The sequence below is a fragment of the Klebsiella sp. CTHL.F3a genome, from assembly GCF_019890895.1.
In the GTDB taxonomy this organism is placed as follows: domain Bacteria; phylum Pseudomonadota; class Gammaproteobacteria; order Enterobacterales; family Enterobacteriaceae; genus Klebsiella; species Klebsiella grimontii.
Genome location: NZ_CP082360.1, coordinates 3,327,267 through 3,344,882, shown reverse-complemented (window position 1 = coordinate 3,344,882; position 17,616 = coordinate 3,327,267). Strand labels below are relative to the sequence as shown.

Annotated in this window: 17 protein-coding genes; 2 read left to right on the top strand and 15 right to left on the bottom strand. The window is 56.1% G+C overall.

Annotation, left to right across the window (positions count from 1 at the left end; all coding sequences use genetic code 11):
• Positions 1 to 139: 139 nt before the first annotated feature.
• The 3 genes from K7H21_RS15760 to K7H21_RS15750 form a co-directional block, all read right to left on the bottom strand.
• Positions 140 to 1,819 (bottom strand): glycoside hydrolase family 43 protein, encoded by a 1,680-nt coding sequence (locus K7H21_RS15760; protein ID WP_112166421.1) that lies wholly within the window; start codon positions 1,817 to 1,819, stop codon positions 140 to 142.
• Between the two features lie 57 nt (positions 1,820 to 1,876).
• Positions 1,877 to 3,316 carry an MFS transporter gene (locus K7H21_RS15755; RefSeq protein ID WP_223035206.1) on the bottom strand — a complete coding sequence of 480 codons (1,440 nt, stop codon included), beginning with the start codon at positions 3,314 to 3,316 and terminating at the stop codon, positions 1,877 to 1,879.
• 417 nt (positions 3,317 to 3,733) lie between these two features.
• Positions 3,734 to 4,018 (bottom strand): hypothetical protein, encoded by a 285-nt coding sequence (locus K7H21_RS15750; protein ID WP_142446457.1) that lies wholly within the window; start codon positions 4,016 to 4,018, stop codon positions 3,734 to 3,736.
• Between the two features lie 186 nt (positions 4,019 to 4,204).
• Between K7H21_RS15750 and K7H21_RS15745 the strand changes: the two genes are divergently transcribed.
• A complete protein-coding gene (locus K7H21_RS15745; protein ID WP_223035205.1) occupies positions 4,205 to 5,587 on the top strand; it encodes a carbohydrate porin in 1,383 nt (460 codons plus the stop codon).
• A gap of 65 nt (positions 5,588 to 5,652) precedes the next feature.
• Here K7H21_RS15745 and K7H21_RS15740 read toward each other — a convergent pair whose 3' ends face one another.
• From K7H21_RS15740 to K7H21_RS15690, 11 genes are all read right to left on the bottom strand, one after another.
• The gene (locus K7H21_RS15740; RefSeq protein ID WP_004121158.1) at positions 5,653 to 6,612 is read right to left on the bottom strand and encodes a YbgA family protein; all 960 of its coding nucleotides are present in this window, start codon (positions 6,610 to 6,612) and stop codon (positions 5,653 to 5,655) included.
• Between the two features lie 14 nt (positions 6,613 to 6,626).
• Positions 6,627 to 7,160 carry a DUF3833 domain-containing protein gene (locus K7H21_RS15735; protein ID WP_170100383.1) on the bottom strand — a complete coding sequence of 178 codons (534 nt, stop codon included), beginning with the start codon at positions 7,158 to 7,160 and terminating at the stop codon, positions 6,627 to 6,629.
• Positions 7,157 to 8,380, bottom strand: a complete 1,224-nt coding sequence (locus tag K7H21_RS15730) for an SAM-dependent methyltransferase (protein ID WP_049115314.1) — start codon at positions 8,378 to 8,380, stop codon at positions 7,157 to 7,159. Before K7H21_RS15730 ends, K7H21_RS15735 begins: the two co-directional genes overlap by 4 nt.
• The gene (locus tag K7H21_RS15725; protein ID WP_223035204.1) at positions 8,377 to 9,099 is read right to left on the bottom strand and encodes a DUF1365 domain-containing protein; all 723 of its coding nucleotides are present in this window, start codon (positions 9,097 to 9,099) and stop codon (positions 8,377 to 8,379) included. The genes K7H21_RS15730 and K7H21_RS15725 overlap by 4 nt, the downstream gene beginning before the upstream one ends.
• Position 9,100: 1 nt before the next feature.
• Positions 9,101 to 10,360 (bottom strand): NAD(P)/FAD-dependent oxidoreductase, encoded by a 1,260-nt coding sequence (locus tag K7H21_RS15720; protein WP_223035203.1) that lies wholly within the window; start codon positions 10,358 to 10,360, stop codon positions 9,101 to 9,103.
• The gene (locus tag K7H21_RS15715) at positions 10,357 to 11,076 is read right to left on the bottom strand and encodes an SDR family NAD(P)-dependent oxidoreductase (RefSeq protein ID WP_049115318.1); all 720 of its coding nucleotides are present in this window, start codon (positions 11,074 to 11,076) and stop codon (positions 10,357 to 10,359) included. Before K7H21_RS15715 ends, K7H21_RS15720 begins: the two co-directional genes overlap by 4 nt.
• A complete protein-coding gene (locus K7H21_RS15710; RefSeq protein WP_004121140.1) occupies positions 11,073 to 11,507 on the bottom strand; it encodes a nuclear transport factor 2 family protein in 435 nt (144 codons plus the stop codon). Before K7H21_RS15710 ends, K7H21_RS15715 begins: the two co-directional genes overlap by 4 nt.
• 274 nt (positions 11,508 to 11,781) lie before the next feature.
• On the bottom strand, positions 11,782 to 12,510 hold the full coding sequence (locus K7H21_RS15705; protein ID WP_112165252.1) for a MerR family transcriptional regulator: 729 nt from the start codon (positions 12,508 to 12,510) through the stop codon (positions 11,782 to 11,784).
• 98 nt (positions 12,511 to 12,608) lie between these two features.
• Positions 12,609 to 12,953, bottom strand: a complete 345-nt coding sequence (locus K7H21_RS15700) for a DUF1294 domain-containing protein (RefSeq protein ID WP_142474112.1) — start codon at positions 12,951 to 12,953, stop codon at positions 12,609 to 12,611.
• 81 nt (positions 12,954 to 13,034) lie between these two features.
• A complete protein-coding gene (locus tag K7H21_RS15695) occupies positions 13,035 to 14,222 on the bottom strand; it encodes an MFS transporter (protein WP_223035202.1) in 1,188 nt (395 codons plus the stop codon).
• Between the two features lie 144 nt (positions 14,223 to 14,366).
• Complete coding sequence (locus K7H21_RS15690; RefSeq protein ID WP_223035201.1) at positions 14,367 to 15,503, bottom strand: alpha/beta hydrolase; 1,137 nt, start codon at positions 15,501 to 15,503, stop codon at positions 14,367 to 14,369.
• 171 nt (positions 15,504 to 15,674) lie between these two features.
• Here K7H21_RS15690 and K7H21_RS15685 point away from each other — a divergent pair, with 171 nt between their 5' ends.
• Positions 15,675 to 16,559 (top strand): LysR family transcriptional regulator, encoded by an 885-nt coding sequence (locus tag K7H21_RS15685; RefSeq protein ID WP_049115325.1) that lies wholly within the window; start codon positions 15,675 to 15,677, stop codon positions 16,557 to 16,559.
• 64 nt (positions 16,560 to 16,623) lie between these two features.
• Here the strand turns inward: K7H21_RS15685 and K7H21_RS15680 are convergent, their stop codons facing one another.
• On the bottom strand, positions 16,624 to 17,535 hold the full coding sequence (locus tag K7H21_RS15680) for a LysR family transcriptional regulator (protein WP_223035200.1): 912 nt from the start codon (positions 17,533 to 17,535) through the stop codon (positions 16,624 to 16,626).
• Positions 17,536 to 17,616: the final 81 nt, after the last annotated feature.

Here is a 17,616-nt window from a genome sequence, read left to right as displayed (position 1 = left end):
CCGTTATATTTTTTTCTACAGATAATCTACGAAAAGCATCCGGGATATCCATTCTGCGGCCAGAACGGCCCCCGCAACACCCGGAACCGGCGCGGCCTGTCGCGCCAGTTCCTCATTTCACATCCCCGGTCAGGGCTATCTAATAACCACGTAATTCACTGGCTTCCCAACTGTAAGCGTCACTGGCGATTAACGTATCGCCCAGCTCCTGGTAATCGAAATGATAAAACTCAGCGCTGGCGTCATAACCGGAGTAGTCGACTGCCGCAAGGCCAACAAACGCCCCGGTAAAGAACCCGCCGTAGCTTTGCAGAACATAATCATCCGAAAGGATCGCAGCATCTAACCTGACGGGGATTTCAGTGAATTCAACTCCATCAAAGCTATATTCATAGCTATACGTTTCTTTCCTGACCTTCGTGCGGAACCAGACTTCTTCAATATGTTCCGGGACCTTGATGGCGTCATCTTTTAAATATGATGTATATTTCCCGCGGTTATTCTCACCTAATTCAATGACCTTGCCGTTAATTTCATTCCAGGTAATGAACACAAAACTCCAGTGACGATCGTTATAGTAGTTTGTTAATCCTGCCATTTGCTGGTAGTTAAATGGATTAAATTTGACTTTAACTTTCGCGTCAAAATAGAAGGCCTGCCAGCGGCGGGCAATCAGCGACAGGTCGTGCGTATTCGCTAAAGAGCCCTGGCCAATTAACGTTAGCTTGCCATCGCCTGTGGTCCCCATTTTTTCTGTGAACGGCACTCGCAGGGTATTCCAGTTGCGATCGAGCGTCGCCGTTGTAAAGTCGTCGTGCTGGCTACGGTCTTCCGGGCTTTCGGTATAAATGGCATCTTTTGGACCCTCGACAAACGTTTTTCCGCCGTGGCCACCTTCAATACGCGGCCAGCCATCTTCATCCCAATACACCTTTTGAATAGCCGTTTCTCTACCCAGCGTTGACCAGCCGCGAGGATCGTAGACTGACTCACCCGGGCGATTCCACGGACGCGCGCAGAGCGAGGCATAGTACCACTCCCCACCGGGGGTAGAAACTAAGGCGCCGTGTCCTTGCTTTTGGATATAGCTGTCTGGCGTATCGACGTTGGTTAAGAAGACCTCACCAGGCTCGGTTTCAAAGCTGTTGGCGTCTAAGGTCTTAGAACGCGCAACCACTTCCTGGTGCGTAAATACGGTGCCGCCCTGGGCGGCAAAAAGATAATAATAGCCGTTCAGTTTATAAAGATGCGGCCCCTCAACAAGCGCAACGGCAGTGCCGCGGTAAATAGTACGCGCGGTTTCTGGTCTTAATTTCAGGGTCCGGGTATCCAGTTCGGTTAAGGTGATGCCGTCAAAGGGATGGTGGTACTCACGATGATCCCAGGTTTGCTGCACGATATATTTACGCCCATCATCGTCATGGAATAGTGAAGCATCAAAACCTACGCCGTTGAGCTTGATGGGATCCGTCCACGGGCCGCGAATATCGGTTGCGGTGGTCAGATAGTTGGTCATGTCTTTAAAGGCGCCTTCGGTGACTTTGACGTCGGTATACACCAACCAAAATTGACCATCCGCATATGAGAGCGCCGGCGCCCAAATGCCGCCTGATGAAGGATTGCCTTTCATATTCAGCAGGGTGGTCGTTGACAATGGCGAAGGGAGAAGATTCCAGTGCTCCAGGTCTTTTGACTCATGTAAACGAACGCCCGGGAACCACTCGAACGTCGAGTTGGCGATATAGTAGGTATCTTTCACGCGGATAATACTTGGGTCGGCATTAAACCCACGTAAAATAGGGTTTTGAATAAGAGACATATCATTACACCTTTTTAAAATGAAAAGTGACTTAATGGCTGGATTTATAATTTTTAGCTACACGCGTATCTCATCAAGCTGACGGTTGATATCGTTAACGTTTTTGTCAGAGATGGGATAAACCTGAATGATGATCATCGATATAATGGCTAACGCGATAGGGATCCATACCGCGGTCATAATGATCCCGTCGATAGCGCTGGCGCTTTGCTGGGCGCCGGTTTCATTAAAGCCGTAAACGGCCAGTAACCACAGCGGAATCGCGCCGCCGATAGTAAAGCCGATTTTGAAAAAGAGCCCCATAATGGCATTAATGATCGCCGCATTTCGCTTGCCAGATTTTAATTCGCCGTACGCAATCACTTCAGGAACCAGCGCCCACATAAAGCCGGTCGCCGAGGTCAAGCCCCACTGTTTAATGAAGGTCGCGATGTAAGCAAGCCAAAGCGCATCGTGCATGTCCTCCCGTGACCAGACGTAAGTCAGTAATTCACCGACAATAAACATGGCCAGAAAAATGTGGAAGAATCCTTTTTTACCAAAAATTTTCTTGAGTTTGGGCCAGAAAATAGGGAAGGCAATGCCCGGAATCGAGGCAACAAGGCCGACGGCCCCCATCCACTCTGAATGACCCACAACGTACTGATTAAAAAAGCCGTTAACCGTGTTCATGAAAAACATGAAGGTAAATGCCAGCATGAAAAACAGCCCGAGAATAACCAGCGGACCATTATGTTTAAGTTCAAGGAACAGATCGGTCGTTTTGACGTTGGCAGTCTGTTCTGCCGTTGCAACAACGCGTTCTTTGGTGAATTTATAGCAGATGAAAAGCGCCGCAGCGCCGATTAGCATATAAACGGAGTAAACGCCGAACCAGGCGTAGTTCGCTGATGGATCGGTATAGTTTCCCAGATTGAGCTCAATGCCAAAAAAACCGGTGTCCTTAAGGCTACGATCTTTTGGCGAGGCCATTTGTACAAACATCGGGAACAGGGTATAGACAAGAAGGTTCGCGCTATTGGCCAGCATCATGCGGGTACTGGTGAGTTTATCAATCGATTCCGGATCCCTGGTCAGGGACGCGTTAAGAGAACCATAAGGAATATTCACCACCGAATAAACTAAATCCAGAGCCAAATAGACGATAAAAGCAAAAGGGACTGAACCTCGGACGCCAGGAATGGGAGCAAAAAGTAACGCGGAAAGGATCACCAGCGGCACGCCGGCTCTTAACAGCCAGGGACGGTATTTACCTGCTTTTGACGTTCTTTTGTCTACATACGTACCAACCATTGGATCCCAAAAGACATTGATGATTCGGACAAAAAGAAATATAAACCCAGCCGTTGCCGTGCTGATGGTATTTACCGTCAGCATGTGAAGAGCAAGAAAGCCGCCTATTGTGCCAAAGACCAGGTTTTGAGCGAAGTCGCCCATCCCATAACCAATACGTTCCCCGCGCGTTAATTTATGATATTCGTCATGGCGGCTTTGCATTATGTTTTTACTCATTCTGAGCAGACTCCGGTGTGTTGTGTGGATGTGTAACAATTTCTGACATAAATGATCTCGAAGAATCCATTACGTTTTTAAATTAATTTATTATGTTTTTTTACTTCTGTGATCATCGAAGCAAATACCCATCAAGACTATCTTGTCTCTCTTGTTGACTAACGATTCACAAGCTATATCCCGATAGATTCAGGGCGCGAAAAAATCATTTTTATTTTATTTTTTCTCTCCTGGTCACCCGAAGAAATGTACTTTATAGGGTTCTCCTGGCGTTGAGTAAATAGCGCTAATATTTGCGAGATGGCTCACATTTGAGCATTTTCTTAATCGCTGAGTGAAATAACGTAATTGAGCAACCGGCCAGGAGAATAGAGGATGTGTCACAGTTGTTAAATTTTGGCTTCATAAATTATGGGGTTTATCATGCAATCTTATGCTGAGTGGGACGCAGGTAGTGGTTTTACACATCCACTCGACGGTGCCGGGGCGGCGGCCAACGCCGCGCCGTTCCTGTTTTTCACGGCAATAGTGCAGGTCGCTGGCGCCATCAATGCTGTCCGCCGCCTGGAGGCAAAAGGTGGTGTCGTGAGTAGGGAGGCCGTCGCCAGCTGCTGAAACAACGACGCTAATTAATGGCGCATGCCTGGGGCAATCAATACCACCGCTGCTGGCCCGTGAATTATCCAAAGTGATAATTTACCCGGGTGGCCGCTAATTATTAAATAATGCGCGAGGAGGTCGGGTATCCCTAATAGTGTAAAGCCTCTGTAGATGTACAAAATTAAAATAATGTTCTTATGATAGCGAGATATTCTGTCTACTCAGAATGGGATTGTTATTATCTGAATAAAATTAACCTATATTGAGATAATTTTGACAATGATAAAAAAACTTCCATTACCCGTGGCGGTTATCGCCGCCTTTTTCCCGTTTACCTCTGTAATAGCTCAAGAGTTCACGCAGGAACAGATCGACGCCATTGTGGCGAAAGCCGTCGATAAAGCCCTGGCCGAGCGCCAGGCGAAAATCGACGCCGCCGCCGATAAAAAAGTGGACGTCATTACCAACCCGCAGACCACCGCGGCCACGCCGGATATGGCGATCCCCTTCGGCCTCAAGTTCAGCGGCTACGCCCGCTACGGCGCGCAGTTCCAGACCGGCGATCAGAAGTTTGTCGGCGTGGATGGCTCCTATAACGGCGCCTCGGCGATCGGTCGTTTAGGCAACGAAGGTAACGGCGGCGAATTCCAGATAACCAAAGCCTTCAAGAGCAATAAAGGCGCGATCTGGGATATCAACGTCATGTTTGACCACTGGAGCGATGAAGTTAACCTGAAAAAAGCCTACGTCGGCGTCACCAACGTGCTGGAATCTAACCCCAACGCTTATATCTGGGCAGGCCGCGACTTCCATCAGCGTCCGCAGCAGGGGATCAACGACTACTTCTGGATGAACCACGATGGCCAGGGCGCCGGGGTGAAAAACTTTGAGATCGGCGGCGTGCAGTTTGACGTGGCGGGGGTGTCGCAGGTGGAGTCCTGTAGCCCGGAAGTGATGGCCGATGAGGCCAACCCGTCGCGCATCACCTGTACCGGCGGCTCCGGTACCGGCGATAACGGCCACTACGCCCTGACCACCAAAACCCACAACATCAAGGCCGGGCCGATCGACGTTGAGGTATACGCCAACTACGGTTTTGATTCGAAAGCGGTGGACAGCGACGAGCGTCTCGACGCCTGGCAGGGCGGGCTGGTGCTGAGCCACACCAACGACAGCGGCGTCAATAAAGTGATCCTGCGCTACTCCGATAACTCGGATAACAGCGTCTACAACAAAACCGATGACCTGACCGCTATCTACGCCAGCTTTGAAGGGCTGCATAAATTTACCCGGCAGGCGCAGATCGAATATCTGCTGGCCTTCCACGACTATGACAACGGCAAGGACAACACCGATAACCGCAAAAACTACGGCGCCATCGTCCGTCCGATGTACTTCTGGAACGACGTGCACTCCACCTGGCTGGAAGCGGGCTACCAGCGCGTCGATTACGACCAGGGCGGCGATAACCACGGCTGGAAGCTGACGATGTCGCAGAATATCGCCATCGGAATGGGGCCGGAGTTCCGTCCGATGCTGCGCTTCTACGTGACCGGCGGCCAGGTGGATAACAAGCGCACTGCGAAGGTCAACGGCACCAAAGACGAACAGCTGGATTCGCTGAACGTCGGCGGCATGTTTGAGGCGTGGTTCTAAAAGCTGACGGATTCACCGGGGCGAACAGGCTGGCGCGCGCCAGCCTGTTCGCTCGTTCAGCCCTCTCAATGCACCGTCAGGCGCAAGGCCAGGTCCTGCGGGTAGGGGTCAAAATAGTTCTGCGCCTGCAGGTAACGATCAGGATATTCGGCCAGATAATGCTTAAGCAGCGTTATCGGCGCAAGAATGGGCAGCAGCCCGGAGCGATAGTTAAGGATCACCTCCCGCAGCTCGCCGCGCTGGCGGCTGTTTAGCTGGTTACGGAAGTAGCCCTGAATATGCATCAGCACGTTAGTGTGGTTTTTACGCGAAGCGGGCTGTTTAAGGATCGCCATCAGTTTTTCGCGGTACACCGCAAAGAAAGCCTCCAGATCCTGCCACTCGTGGAGCGACGCAACGAACGGACCAATCTCGCGATACCCCGACTGATGGTGGGCCAGCAGCTGAAGTTTATAGCGACTATGAAAATCCAGCAGCGCACGACGCGTCAGGCCATTTTTGTGCAGACTATTCAGTTCATGCAGGGCGAAAACCCGCTCGACGAAGTTTTCACGCAGCACAGGATCGTGCAGGCGACCATCCTCCTCAACCGGTAGCCAGGGGTATTTCTCCATCAGCGCGGCGGTAAACAATCCTGTGCCTTCTTTACGCCCGCGGTTGCCCTTTTCATCGTACAGCCGCACGCGCTCCATGCCGCAGCTGGGCGATTTGGCGCAGACAATAAATCCCGACAGCTCGCCCAGCGTGGAGAGATGGGCGCTGGCGAAATCGGCCATCTTCTCCGTCACGTCGTCGTGCGGGGCATGGCTAAAGCGCATGCGAAACTCCCCCTCGGTCGTCTGCACCAGCCGCAGCGCCGGGCGCGGAACGGGCAGGCCGATAGCCATCTCCGGGCAGATGGGTTTAAACGCCACCCACTGCGCGAGCTCATCCATCACAAAGCTCATTCGCTTGTGCCCGCCGTCGAATCGCACGGCTGAACCGGTTAAACATCCGCTGATCCCAATGACAGGTTGCGTGTTCATGGCGTTGTCCTCTCTTAATGTACCGTTCGGGTGAAGAAAAGGGTCACCGTGGCGACGGTAATGCCGAATTTCTTCATCTCGGTTTTGTTGAACAGATGCACGTCGTCCTGCAGGAACATCCAGTCGTCGAAGTGCAGCAGCCAGGTGCTACCGTTGGCCGCCACGTTCATGCTGTAGCGCCAGTGGAAAGCGTTGCCCGCCGCCTGGCCGGTCGCCACCCCGGCGATATCGCCCGCGCTGCCTTCATAACGGTGGTCGCCGGTGCGGCGAATGCGCCATACCCGCTGCTGCTTTTCGCCATCGTCATAGACAAAGCGCTCGTGAAGCGTCAACGTGTCGCCAACCACGTCGCCGTCAATCGCCACGTGGAAGCGGCGCAGCTGCTTGCCGTTACGATCCTGAACCATCCCCCAGGCTTCCGTTTGGCCCTGAAAGTAGTGGAAAATGTCCAGCGCCGGCTGCTGCTGCCGGTAGTCGGTCACTTCGGCGCTGCAGCCCGCCAGCGCCAGCATCAGCAGTGCGAGGCCAAGGGTCAGAATGCGTTTCATGATGTTCGCTCCGCGGTAAGCTGCACAACGCTGATGGTGCGGGCGTTAAACCCGGCTTCGCAGTAGCCGAAGTAGTAGAGCCACATGCGGCGGAAGCGATCGTCAAAGCCGAGCTTCTCAATATCCTGCCAGGCGTGGATAAATCGCTGCCGCCAGTGGGCCAGGGTGCGGGCGTAGTCCGGCCCCATATCGAACAGATCGCGCATCACAAAATCGGTGTGCCGCGTCATCAGCTCGTTCATCGCCGTGATGCTGGGCAAAAATCCGCCGGGGAAGATGTAGCGCTGAATAAAATCCACGTTTTTGCTGTAGCCGCGATAGCGCTGATCCTGGATGGTGATGGCCTGGATCGCCATTCTGCCGCCCGGGCGCAGCCGCGCCTGGCAGGTGCGAAAGAAAGCTGGCAGATAGCGTTGCCCCACGGCTTCAATCATCTCCACCGACAGCAGCTTGTCATACTGGCCGGTCAGATCGCGGTAATCGCAGAGCAGTACCTCGACGCGATCCTGCAGCCCGGCGCGGGCAATTCGCGCGTTGGCCCACTGGAACTGTTCCTGCGACAGGGTGGTGGTGGTGACCCGGCAGCCGTAGTGGCGGGCGGCGTATTCGGCCATCGCCCCCCAACCGGTGCCAATCTCCAGGAGGTGATCGCCGGGCGTAAGCGCCAGACGCTCGCACAGGCGCGCCATTTTGGCCCGCTGGGCCTGGGTGAGATCCTGGCCGTCGTCGGTAAACAGCGCGCTGGAGTAAAGCAGTTCGTCGTCAAGGAAGTGGGCGTAAAAGTCGTTGCCCAGATCGTAATGGGCGGCGATATTCGCCTTCGCCTGCGCGCGCGAGTTGCGGCGCGTCCAGTGGCGCAGCCGCTCGACGGGCTTGCCCAGCAGCCGGAAGCCGCGCTCCAGCCGCCCCAGTACCTGGCCGTTACGCGCCAGCATCTGCAGCAGCGGCGTCAACTGCTGGCTCTCCCATTCGCCGTCCATCCAGGCCTCCGCGGCGGCGAGGCTGCCGCCGGTCAATAAGCGCCAGTAGACGTTCGCTGAAAGCACTCGCACCTCGGCGCGCAGCGCGGCGGTAGGGTCGCCAAAATGAAAGGTTTGCGCCCCTTCGCGCACGGTGAGCGAACCTTCGCGAATGCCGCTCAACAGACGAAAGAGCAACCAGCGCGCGATACGCACGTTGCGCGGAATATCGGGTTCAAGCGCAAAGACGGGATCGGTCATGAGCGTTCACTCCTGCTGACAGGATGGTTATACAGCGGCATGCGCTTGAGCCATAGCCGCAGCGCCTGCCAGTAGATCGCGAGGACGGTTTTCAGCGTCATCAGCGGAATGCGCAGCAGAAGACCGCGCAGGCTGGCGCGCGTCAAAGGCACGCGGCTCAGGGCCAGCGTGGCGTCGAAGACTTTCGCGGCCTGATGATTCTCGATACGCATGTGCAGCGTTTTACCGGGACTGTTAAAGCGCCAGAGGTAGACCATATCCATCGGGTTAAACGGCGAGACGTGAAAGGCTTTCGCCAGCGGACGCGCCTGTTGACCGTCTACCGCGTAGTAATGGCGCTCATTCCACGGCGTATTGCGCACTTCGGCCAGCACCCAGCGCAGGGTACCGGCGCTGTCGTAGCAGTAGTAAAAGTTGACCGGGTTAAAATGAAAGCCCAGGTAACGCAGTTGGGTCAGCAGCATGACGCGGCCATCCGGGCGCGTGCCGGTCAGGTTTTCCAGGCGGTTCAGAACCTGCTGTTTTAACGGCGTGCCCAGCGGATAATCGGCATCGTAAAAGGCAGCGCCGGCAAACCGATTGCGGCGGATACCGACGGCGGCGAGCGCATCCAGTTCGTCCAGGTCGAGCCAGGCCATAAAGATGCGATAGCGAAAGTGGTGCGCCTTCGGCTGGAGACGGCGGTGGCGTAATACGCCCTCATAGAGGCAGCTGTTCATTTCAGAGGTTCTCCGCCGCCGCGATGCCGTTGACCACATCAAGGGCGCTGCGCACGCCATCTTCATGAAAACCGTTATACCAGTACGCGCCGCAGAACCAGCTCCGCTGGCGGCCGTTAATCTCCTCGCGGCGCATCTGGGCGGACCAGCTTTGCGGATTAAACAGCGGATGTTCATAGACCATGCGCTTCCAGACGAAACGCGGGTCCACCGGCGTTGGCGGATTGAGGGTGACGCAGAACAGCGGGGCATCGGCGGGCAGGCCCTGGAGAATATTCATGTTATAGGTGACGCAGGCGCTGGCCTGATCCTGCTCGCTCAGGCGATAGTTCCAGCTGGCCCAGGCGCGCTTACGCACCGGTAGCCAGCGGGGATCGCTATGCAGGACGACTTCATTTTGCTGCCAGCCGATATCTCCCAGAATCTCGCGTTCGGCAGAGGTCGGGTCCGCCAGCATGTCCAGCGCCTGGGCTGAGTGGCAGGCGAAGATCGCCTGGTCGAAATGCTGCTCCCCCGATGCCAGTTGGAGCGTGACGCCATCCTGACGACGGATAACGTTTTGCACCGGTGCATTGAGGCGCAGGCGCAGGCGATCGCCACGCTGAGCCAGCAGGGCGCGCACGTATTCGCGCGAGCCTCCGGGCACCACGTACCATTGCGGACGCTGGCGGACATCGAGCAGGCCGTGGTTTTCAAAAAAGCGCAGAAACAGCGCCAGCGGGAAGCGGCGCATCTCCTGCAGCGACGATGACCAGATAGCGGCGCCCATCGGCAGGATATAGTGGCGCGCAAAAAAGGGGCTAAAGCGGTGCCGCTCAAGGAAGGTCTGTAGCGTGGCGCCCGGGTCGAACGCCCCCGCCAGAGCCTGTTTCGCCAGACGGTTAAAGCGGACGATCTCCGTCAGCAATCCCCAGAAGGCCGGCTTTACCAGGTTGCGCCGCTGGGCGAAAAGCGAGCTCAGGCTGTGGCCGTTATACTCCAGCCCGCTCTGCGGGCTGTGTACCGAGAAGCTCATTTGCGTTTTTTGACCGCTGAGGCCCAGCTCACTGAGCAGCCCCATAAAGCGCGGATAGGTGCGATCGTTGTAAACGATGAACCCGGTATCGATGGCCCATGTGCCCTGCGGCGTGGCGATATCCACCGTGGCGGTATGTCCCCCCGGCGTGGATGCTGCTTCGAACAGGGTGACATGGTGTTGTCCGGCAAGGCGCCAGGCGCAGGTCAGACCGGCAATGCCGCTGCCAATAATCGCGATATTCATGAGCGTACCATCCTGCGCAACAGTAGGCGTTGCAGACCTTCGGGAAGCCCTGCCAGCAGGCGCAGGAGCATGCCAAAACCAGTCGGGAAGACGATATGATTTTTACCTTTCGCCAGACCGCGGCGAATCGCCTTTACCGCCTGCTCCACGCTCACCTGGCCGGGCATGGGAAAATCGTTTTTGCGCGTCAGCGGGGTATCGACGAATCCCGGCGAGACCACCGTGATGGCAATGCCTTTCGGCTCCCAGTCCAGGCGCAGGCTGTTGGCAAACCAGGTTAGCGCCGCTTTGGAGGCGCCATACGCCTCGGCGCGAGGGAAGGGCAGCCAGTGCGCCATTGAACTTACCAGCACTACGCGATTGCCGGCAGACAGCCGCTGCTGAAGCGCCTCCAGGCAGTTCACCGGCCCGAGAAAGTTGGTAGCTATCGTCCGTTCCACCAGCACGGCATCTACCGTGCCGTGGTCCAGGTATTCGCAGGTCCCGGCGCAGAGAATGATCAGATCGGCCTGGCACTCCGCGAGCGCCCGGCGACAGGCCTCCCTGTCCGTCATATCAAATGGGCGGAGGCTGATGTTGGGGCTGTGCCGCTGTAGCGCCGCCAGACGTGACGGATCGCGACCGCATGCGATGACGGAGTGGCCATCCGCAGCGAAGGATTTGGCGAGCCCGGCGCCAATCCCGGAGCTGGCGCCGGTGATAAGCACCGTCATCATGTCCGCACCCTCCGCTTGACGCCGCGTACCGCCCAGCCCACCAGGGGAAGATGTTCGTACAGCATCTCTCCGGCGTCGTAGTAGTCGCGCTGGTAAATAATCCGCTCCTCTTCAACCGTAACCATCGAGCAGCCCGCAAGTTCTAACGCCTTCCCGCCGGCCAGGCGCGGATGTGACCAGTGCATAGTCCAGGCGACGGCAAACCGCTGAGCGTTGCAGACCGGCGTATTGATGGCGAAACGACACCGTTCCACGTTGGCTAGCAGATGGGAAAAATACCCTTGGATCGCGGATAGTCCCCGATGCTGGCCAAACGGATCGATCAGTACGGCATTCGCATGATAGAGCGCGGCCAGCGCCGAGGGCGGCTGGGTATCCAGCATGGCGTAGTACTCGGTAAAACGGCTGAGAACGGAGGGCGAAGGACTCATGGCTCACATCCAGAGTGAATCAACATAGCGTATTTAAAACTTACACAATTAATAATATTTGTCCAAGTTTTGGCTGAAATATTTTTTATTTTTATTAAAAATCATATGGTTATTTTTATCTCTGCTGTGCAGGTTTGAGGCTTTAGCGAGAGGCGAAAGGGCATGTCCGCCGCGCCTTGAGCAGACAGACGGCGCGGACAGGGGGCGCATTTAACGCACAGAGGATCGGTTTACGGGGATATTACGAAGGACGTGTTAGCCGAGGCGCGCTAAATTACAGCGCGACAATCTCCAGGGAGACCACCTGCTGCTGCCAGCGTTCAACCTGCTTCTGGCGAGCAGGGGAGAGTTTACCGGTCGTCACCAGCAGCCATTTGCGCTCCGGCAGGATCTCCGGCGCCAGGGTTGCCGGGGGCGCCGGAAGGACGTCGATGCGGTGGCCCTGTCCGGTGCGTTTGAGCGCTTCAAGCCAGATTTCGCAGGCGTCCGTCAGATGCCAGCCGGTGATCAAATAGTTATCGCCTGGCGCCTTTTTGTCCCCTTCGAGGCAGAAGGAGGTGTAGGCGATGATGATCCCGTCGAGGATTTCGCGCAGCGTCATGATTGCCGGTACGTTGGCGGAGACCTGGCTGCGCAGCGGGCGTAGCACCTCGGTGACCAGCTCGGGGCGAGGGGATTCGCGCCCGGCGTCGTAAATCAGCTGGCGCAGGGATTCGATTTTCCCCTCTTTCAGCCGCTGTAGCATGCTCTCCTGCAAGGTGAGCCAGTTATTCGTCCGCCGCGCGCCGGGACGCGCCAGTAGGGGTTTCACCTGGCTGACAGGAACCCCTTTTTTGACCCAGTCGAGAATTTTGAGCGCCTGCTGGATATCGTCATCGTTGTACAGGCGATGGCCGCCATCGGTGCGCTGTGGCTTAAGGAGGCCGTAGCGACGCTGCCAGGCGCGGAGCGTCGTCGCGTTAATGCCGCAAAGCTGCGCAAATTCACCGATGGAGTAGGTCATAAGGGACACCTGATAATCAACAGTACTCTCAATATACTACGAATAGCGGCCGATTGAGTGCATTCCCCTCTTTTGCAAGCCGTTAGCCTCGCCGGAAATTAATAAAAAGAAAAAGGATAGAGCACATAAATCACCGCCATCCCTGAGAGACTGGCGATCGCGCTGATGATGAACCAGGTCCTGAATGGCTGCTTTTGCGTTTTGTGGCGGAACAGCTGCTGACCCGCTATCGCGCCAGCCCAGCCGCCCACGAGCCCAAACACCAGCAACGTGGACTCCGGCACCCTGCGCCAGGCCCTGCGCGCCGCCATTTTGTCCACACCGTAAATCGCCAGCGTCAGGACGTTGATCAGCAGGAGCCAAATAGCAAAAGGCCAGGACGTAAAAAAGCTGCCGATCGCCGCGGCGATCAGGAGTAAATAACAACACCGATTGAGATTCATATTTTTAGCCGCAGTTTTTCAGCGCGTATTGAAACCGCATTATACGCACGACGCGCGGCGAGAAAAAACCGCAGCCTTAGCCTACTTCCTCGCCAGGCGACCAGCGATCACCGTTATTCCGACCGCGGCAAGCAGCAATATTCCACTCAATCCAAAAGCGCTTTGCCACCCCAGGCGGTCAAATACCACGCCTCCTGCCGTCGAACCCAGCGCAATCGACAGCTGAATCACGGCGACCATCAGTCCGCCACCTGCTTCCGCGTCGTCGGGCAGCGTCCGCGCTATCCACGTCCACCAGCCGGTTGGCGCCGCCGTCGCCAGCATTCCCCACAAGCTTAACAGAATGGCTACGGCCCAGGCGTGGTGTCCTGCCAGCAGCAACGTTCCGGCAATCGCGGCCATCAGTAAGGGGAGAGTGATTAAGGTCTGATAAAACCGGGCGGTGAGGAGTGGCGAAACGCCCAGGGTGCCGATAAAACCCGCGATGCCTATCGCGAGCAAAATCAGGGACAGGCCAGAGGCGCTGAGGCCGGTTACCGTTTCCAGAAACGGCCGCACGTAGGTAAATAGGGTAAACTGCCCCATGAAGAAGAGTCCGCAGGCCAGCAGGCCGATAGCGACGATGGGCGTTCTGAACAGGCGAAGCGCGGAGCCGCGCGGCCGGCTCGCGTTATCGCTTTCAATCGCGGGCAGGCTGACGCACTGCCAGACAAAGGCGGCTATCGCCAGCGGCGCCAGGCATAAAAAGGCGCCGCGCCAGCCGACGGTTGACCCCAGATAGCTGCCCAGCGGCGCCGCCACGACGGTCGCCAGCGCGTTACCGCCGTTGAAAATCGCCAGCGCGCGGGGAACCTGGCGCTGCGGCACCAGCCTGATGGCGGTGGCCGCCGACATCGACCAGAATCCACCGATGACGATACCAATCAGGGCCCTTCCCGCCATATAAACCGCATAGCTGGACGCCAGCGCGACAATCAAACCCGACGCCGCCATCAGAACCGTCAGCCCCAGCAGGAGATATTTACGATTCAGACTCCCGGCAAGGTTGGAGATAGTCAGGCTGGTCAGTACCGCAAGGGCGCCGGAAATCGCAATGCCCTGGCCTGCCAGCCCCTCGGTGACGTTTAAATCTCTGGCAATCGGCGTCAGCAGGCTGACCGGCATAAATTCGGAAGCTATGAGGACAAAAACGCACAGCGTCATGGCAAATACGCCGCCCCAGTGGGCGTGCGCTGGCGTGGGGGGGGTAGTACGGCTCAGTGTGGACATGATCTGCATCCCTGAATATTTTCCCGGCCCGCTTCAGGCGCGGCCGGATCAGACGCTATTGATGGCATAACGACAAAAAACGTGGGTAAAGGTAAAGAGCGGGCGATGGAACGCCGCCCGCGAATTGCGAACGGCTTTCTGTCGTTATCTCAGGTTGGTTTTGAAAAACTGTTCAAATTTGGCAAACGGAATTTTACCGGCCGCATTGTCATAGAGATCGACATGGTTCGCGCCGGGGACGATTATCAGCTCTTTCTCTTTGTTGCCGATGGCCTTAAAGGCGTCTTCGGCAAAATAACGGGAATGCGCTTTTTCACCGCTCACGATCAGCGTCGGGATGGTGACTTCATTGGCATAGCTCAGCAGCGGCATATTCATAAACGACAGCGGCATGGTCGCATTCCACGCGCCGGTTGAGTTCACGGAGCGGGCGTGGAAACCGCGCGGCATCCGGTAATAGTCAAAAAACTCTTTCAAAACCGGGTTTGGGTTGGCGGGTAAGGTTTCTGGCAAGATACGATCGCCCGCGCTGGCGTTGCCTTTCTCATCGACGTAAATATCATGTCCGCCCGGTGAGTAGGTGCTGTTTTCCGCATCCTTCCAGCGCTGTTCGTTGAGGTAGCGCAGTACGGCGCGGCGATCGGCGGTGGTATAGCGATCTTTACCGTCGCCAACCCCATGGCCCATCGCGCGGCTCATGTCGTACATGACGCTGGTGGCCACCGCTTTCACGCGGGTATCCATCGCGGCGTCGTTAAGCGCCATGCCGCCCCAGCCGCAAATGCCGAGCAGCCCGATACGGTTGCGGTCCACCTCGCTTTGCAGACCTAAGAAATCGACCGCCGCGCTGAAATCCTCGGTGTTGATATCTGGAGAGGCAACGTTACGCGGATAGCCGCCGCTTTCGCCCGTATAAGAAGGATCGAAGGCCAGGGTGACGAAACCCTGTTCCGCCAGGGTCTGTGCATAGAGACCGCTGGACTGCTCTTTCACCGCGCCGAAGGGGCCACTGACAGCGATCGCCGCCAGCTTGCGTTCGCCGCGATCTTGCGGAATGTAGAGATCGCCGACCAGGGTGATCCCGTACCGGTTCTGGAAGCTCACCTTACGGTGACTGACTTTCGTGCTTTCCGCGAAGGTTTTGTCCCATTTTTCGACCATCGAAACGGGCGCGTTTGGATTGGTTGTCTCGGCATAGCTCATGGTGGTGACTCCACTTAGTGACGCGCATAGCAGCATGGCAGGCATGGCGGCCGTCAGTTTTCTGGTAAACGCTTTCATTAATCATTCCCCTAAAACAGGTTCCAGATACAGGTTTCATACGGATAACGCTGCTGTGCTTTGTTGCAATGCGCTGATTATAGTTAGCAGCCAGAGTGCTGATTAGTGGGTGAAAAGTGCTAAAATTCATATCATATTGTTATAAATTACGACGCAGGCGCGGGAGGAATCATGGCAAAACGGGAAAACTATAACGATCTGTACCTGTTTATGCTGGTGGTGCGGGAGGGCAGTTTTACCGCCGCGGCGCAGCGGCTTGGGCTGGCGCAATCCGGCGTTAGCCGTTCCGTTCGTGAACTGGAAGAGCGGCTGGGCGTGCAGCTTCTGGTGCGTACCACCCGCAAACTTTCGCTCACCCAGGCGGGCGAGCAGCTCTATCAAACCGTCGAATCCGGCTTTGATGCGTTAGACTCGGGGCTATCCACGCTGGCGTATTATCGCCATACCCCGTCCGGTACCGTCCGCATCAATGCCAGCCAGCACGCTATTGATAAAGTGCTCCTGCCGAAGCTGGCGGTATTTAAACAACGCTATCCTGATATCCGCCTGGAACTGATCGGCGAAAGCCGGTTTGTCGATATTATCGCGGAGCGGTTTGATGCCGGGGTGCGTCTGGGGCCGGAAGTCGGCGGCGGCATGGTGGCGGTCCGCATTTCGCCAGATATGGAGATGGTTGTTGTCGGCACGCCCGAGCATTTTCGCCGCTACGGCTTTCCGCAAACGCCCGCAGATTTAGTGATTCATCCCTGCATCGCCTATCAGTTTGGCGACGGAAGCCTGTACGGCTGGGAGCTCGATCAGGACGGTAAAAAAATCACCCATCGTCCGCAGGGGCAGTGGGCCTTTGCTGACAGCTATATGGAGGCAAAAGCCGCCAGGTTGGGTCTGGGTCTGGCTTATGTCCCGCAGGAGCTGGTCGCCGACGACTTAGAGCGAGGCGCGCTTATCAGAGTTTTGCAACGCTACAGCCAGCGGCTGGAAGGCTCTTTTCTCTATTATCCCCATCGCAACGTGTCGCCCGCGCTGCGGGCGGTGATTGACACCCTGAGAATCTAAGCCGTCATTCCTGAGGGGCATAACCTTCTCCGGGGCACTTTCTGGTCGATGACAGGCGCTACCGTTACTGTTTAACGTCGCATCGCGTCTTTGACAATAAGCTCTCTAGCCACTCGGTAAACGCCCGCACTTTGCGTGAGAGATGGCGGTGCGGATACAAGAGTGACAGTTTGCGGTCGGGGGAGGGGTTGTCGGGTAAGACTTCCACTAAAAGGCCGCGGTCGAGATAAGGTTGTAAAAAAAGGTTCATTCCCTGAACTAATCCCAGCCCCGCCAGGCCTGCCGATAAATAAGTTTCAGAGTTATCGATGACCAGCTTACCGGGAAGCGTCATTTCGGTGATACCCTCTGGCGTCGCAAAGGTCCACGGCATAATTTGCCTGCTGCTGCTGTTAATCCAGTTGATAGCCTGATGATCCTGCAAATCCTCCAGCGTTTGCGGCGCGCCGTGGCTCGCAATATAGGCCGGGCTGGCGCAGGTCGTCATTTTAATGCTGCCCAACTTGCGGGCGATATAGTCCCCGTCATCCAGTTGTCCCACCCGCAGCAGGCAGTCAAGCCCATCGCGCAGCATATCCTGACGGCGGTCCGAGCTACTGAGGATGATTTCGACGCCAGGATGCTGACGATAAAAATCAGGCAGATGGGGAACGACCAATAACGTCGCAAAAGCGACAGGCATGTCGACTCGCAGCTGGCCGTGCAATACCTGGTCTGTACCAAACGACTCCAGCAACGCATCCGCCTGGGAGAGTAAAGGTTTGCTCTGACGATAAAACGCTTCCCCGTCAGGCGTCAGGTTAATACGACGCGTTGTTCGCTGCAGCAAACGTGTGCCGCAGTGCTGCTCCAGCAGCTGCAAGGCTTTCGTAACGGCGGGACGATGGATTTGCAGATGTTCCGCCGCCTGAGTAAAACTGCCCGCCTCGACAATTTCAATAAAAATGCGAATCGATTCGAAGAGATTTATTTGCATAGTTAGTTTCTTTTGCCCACATCGGGAGATTTCATTGTTACTGATTTTATAATAGTGATGAACTTTTTTGGCTATTTTTCT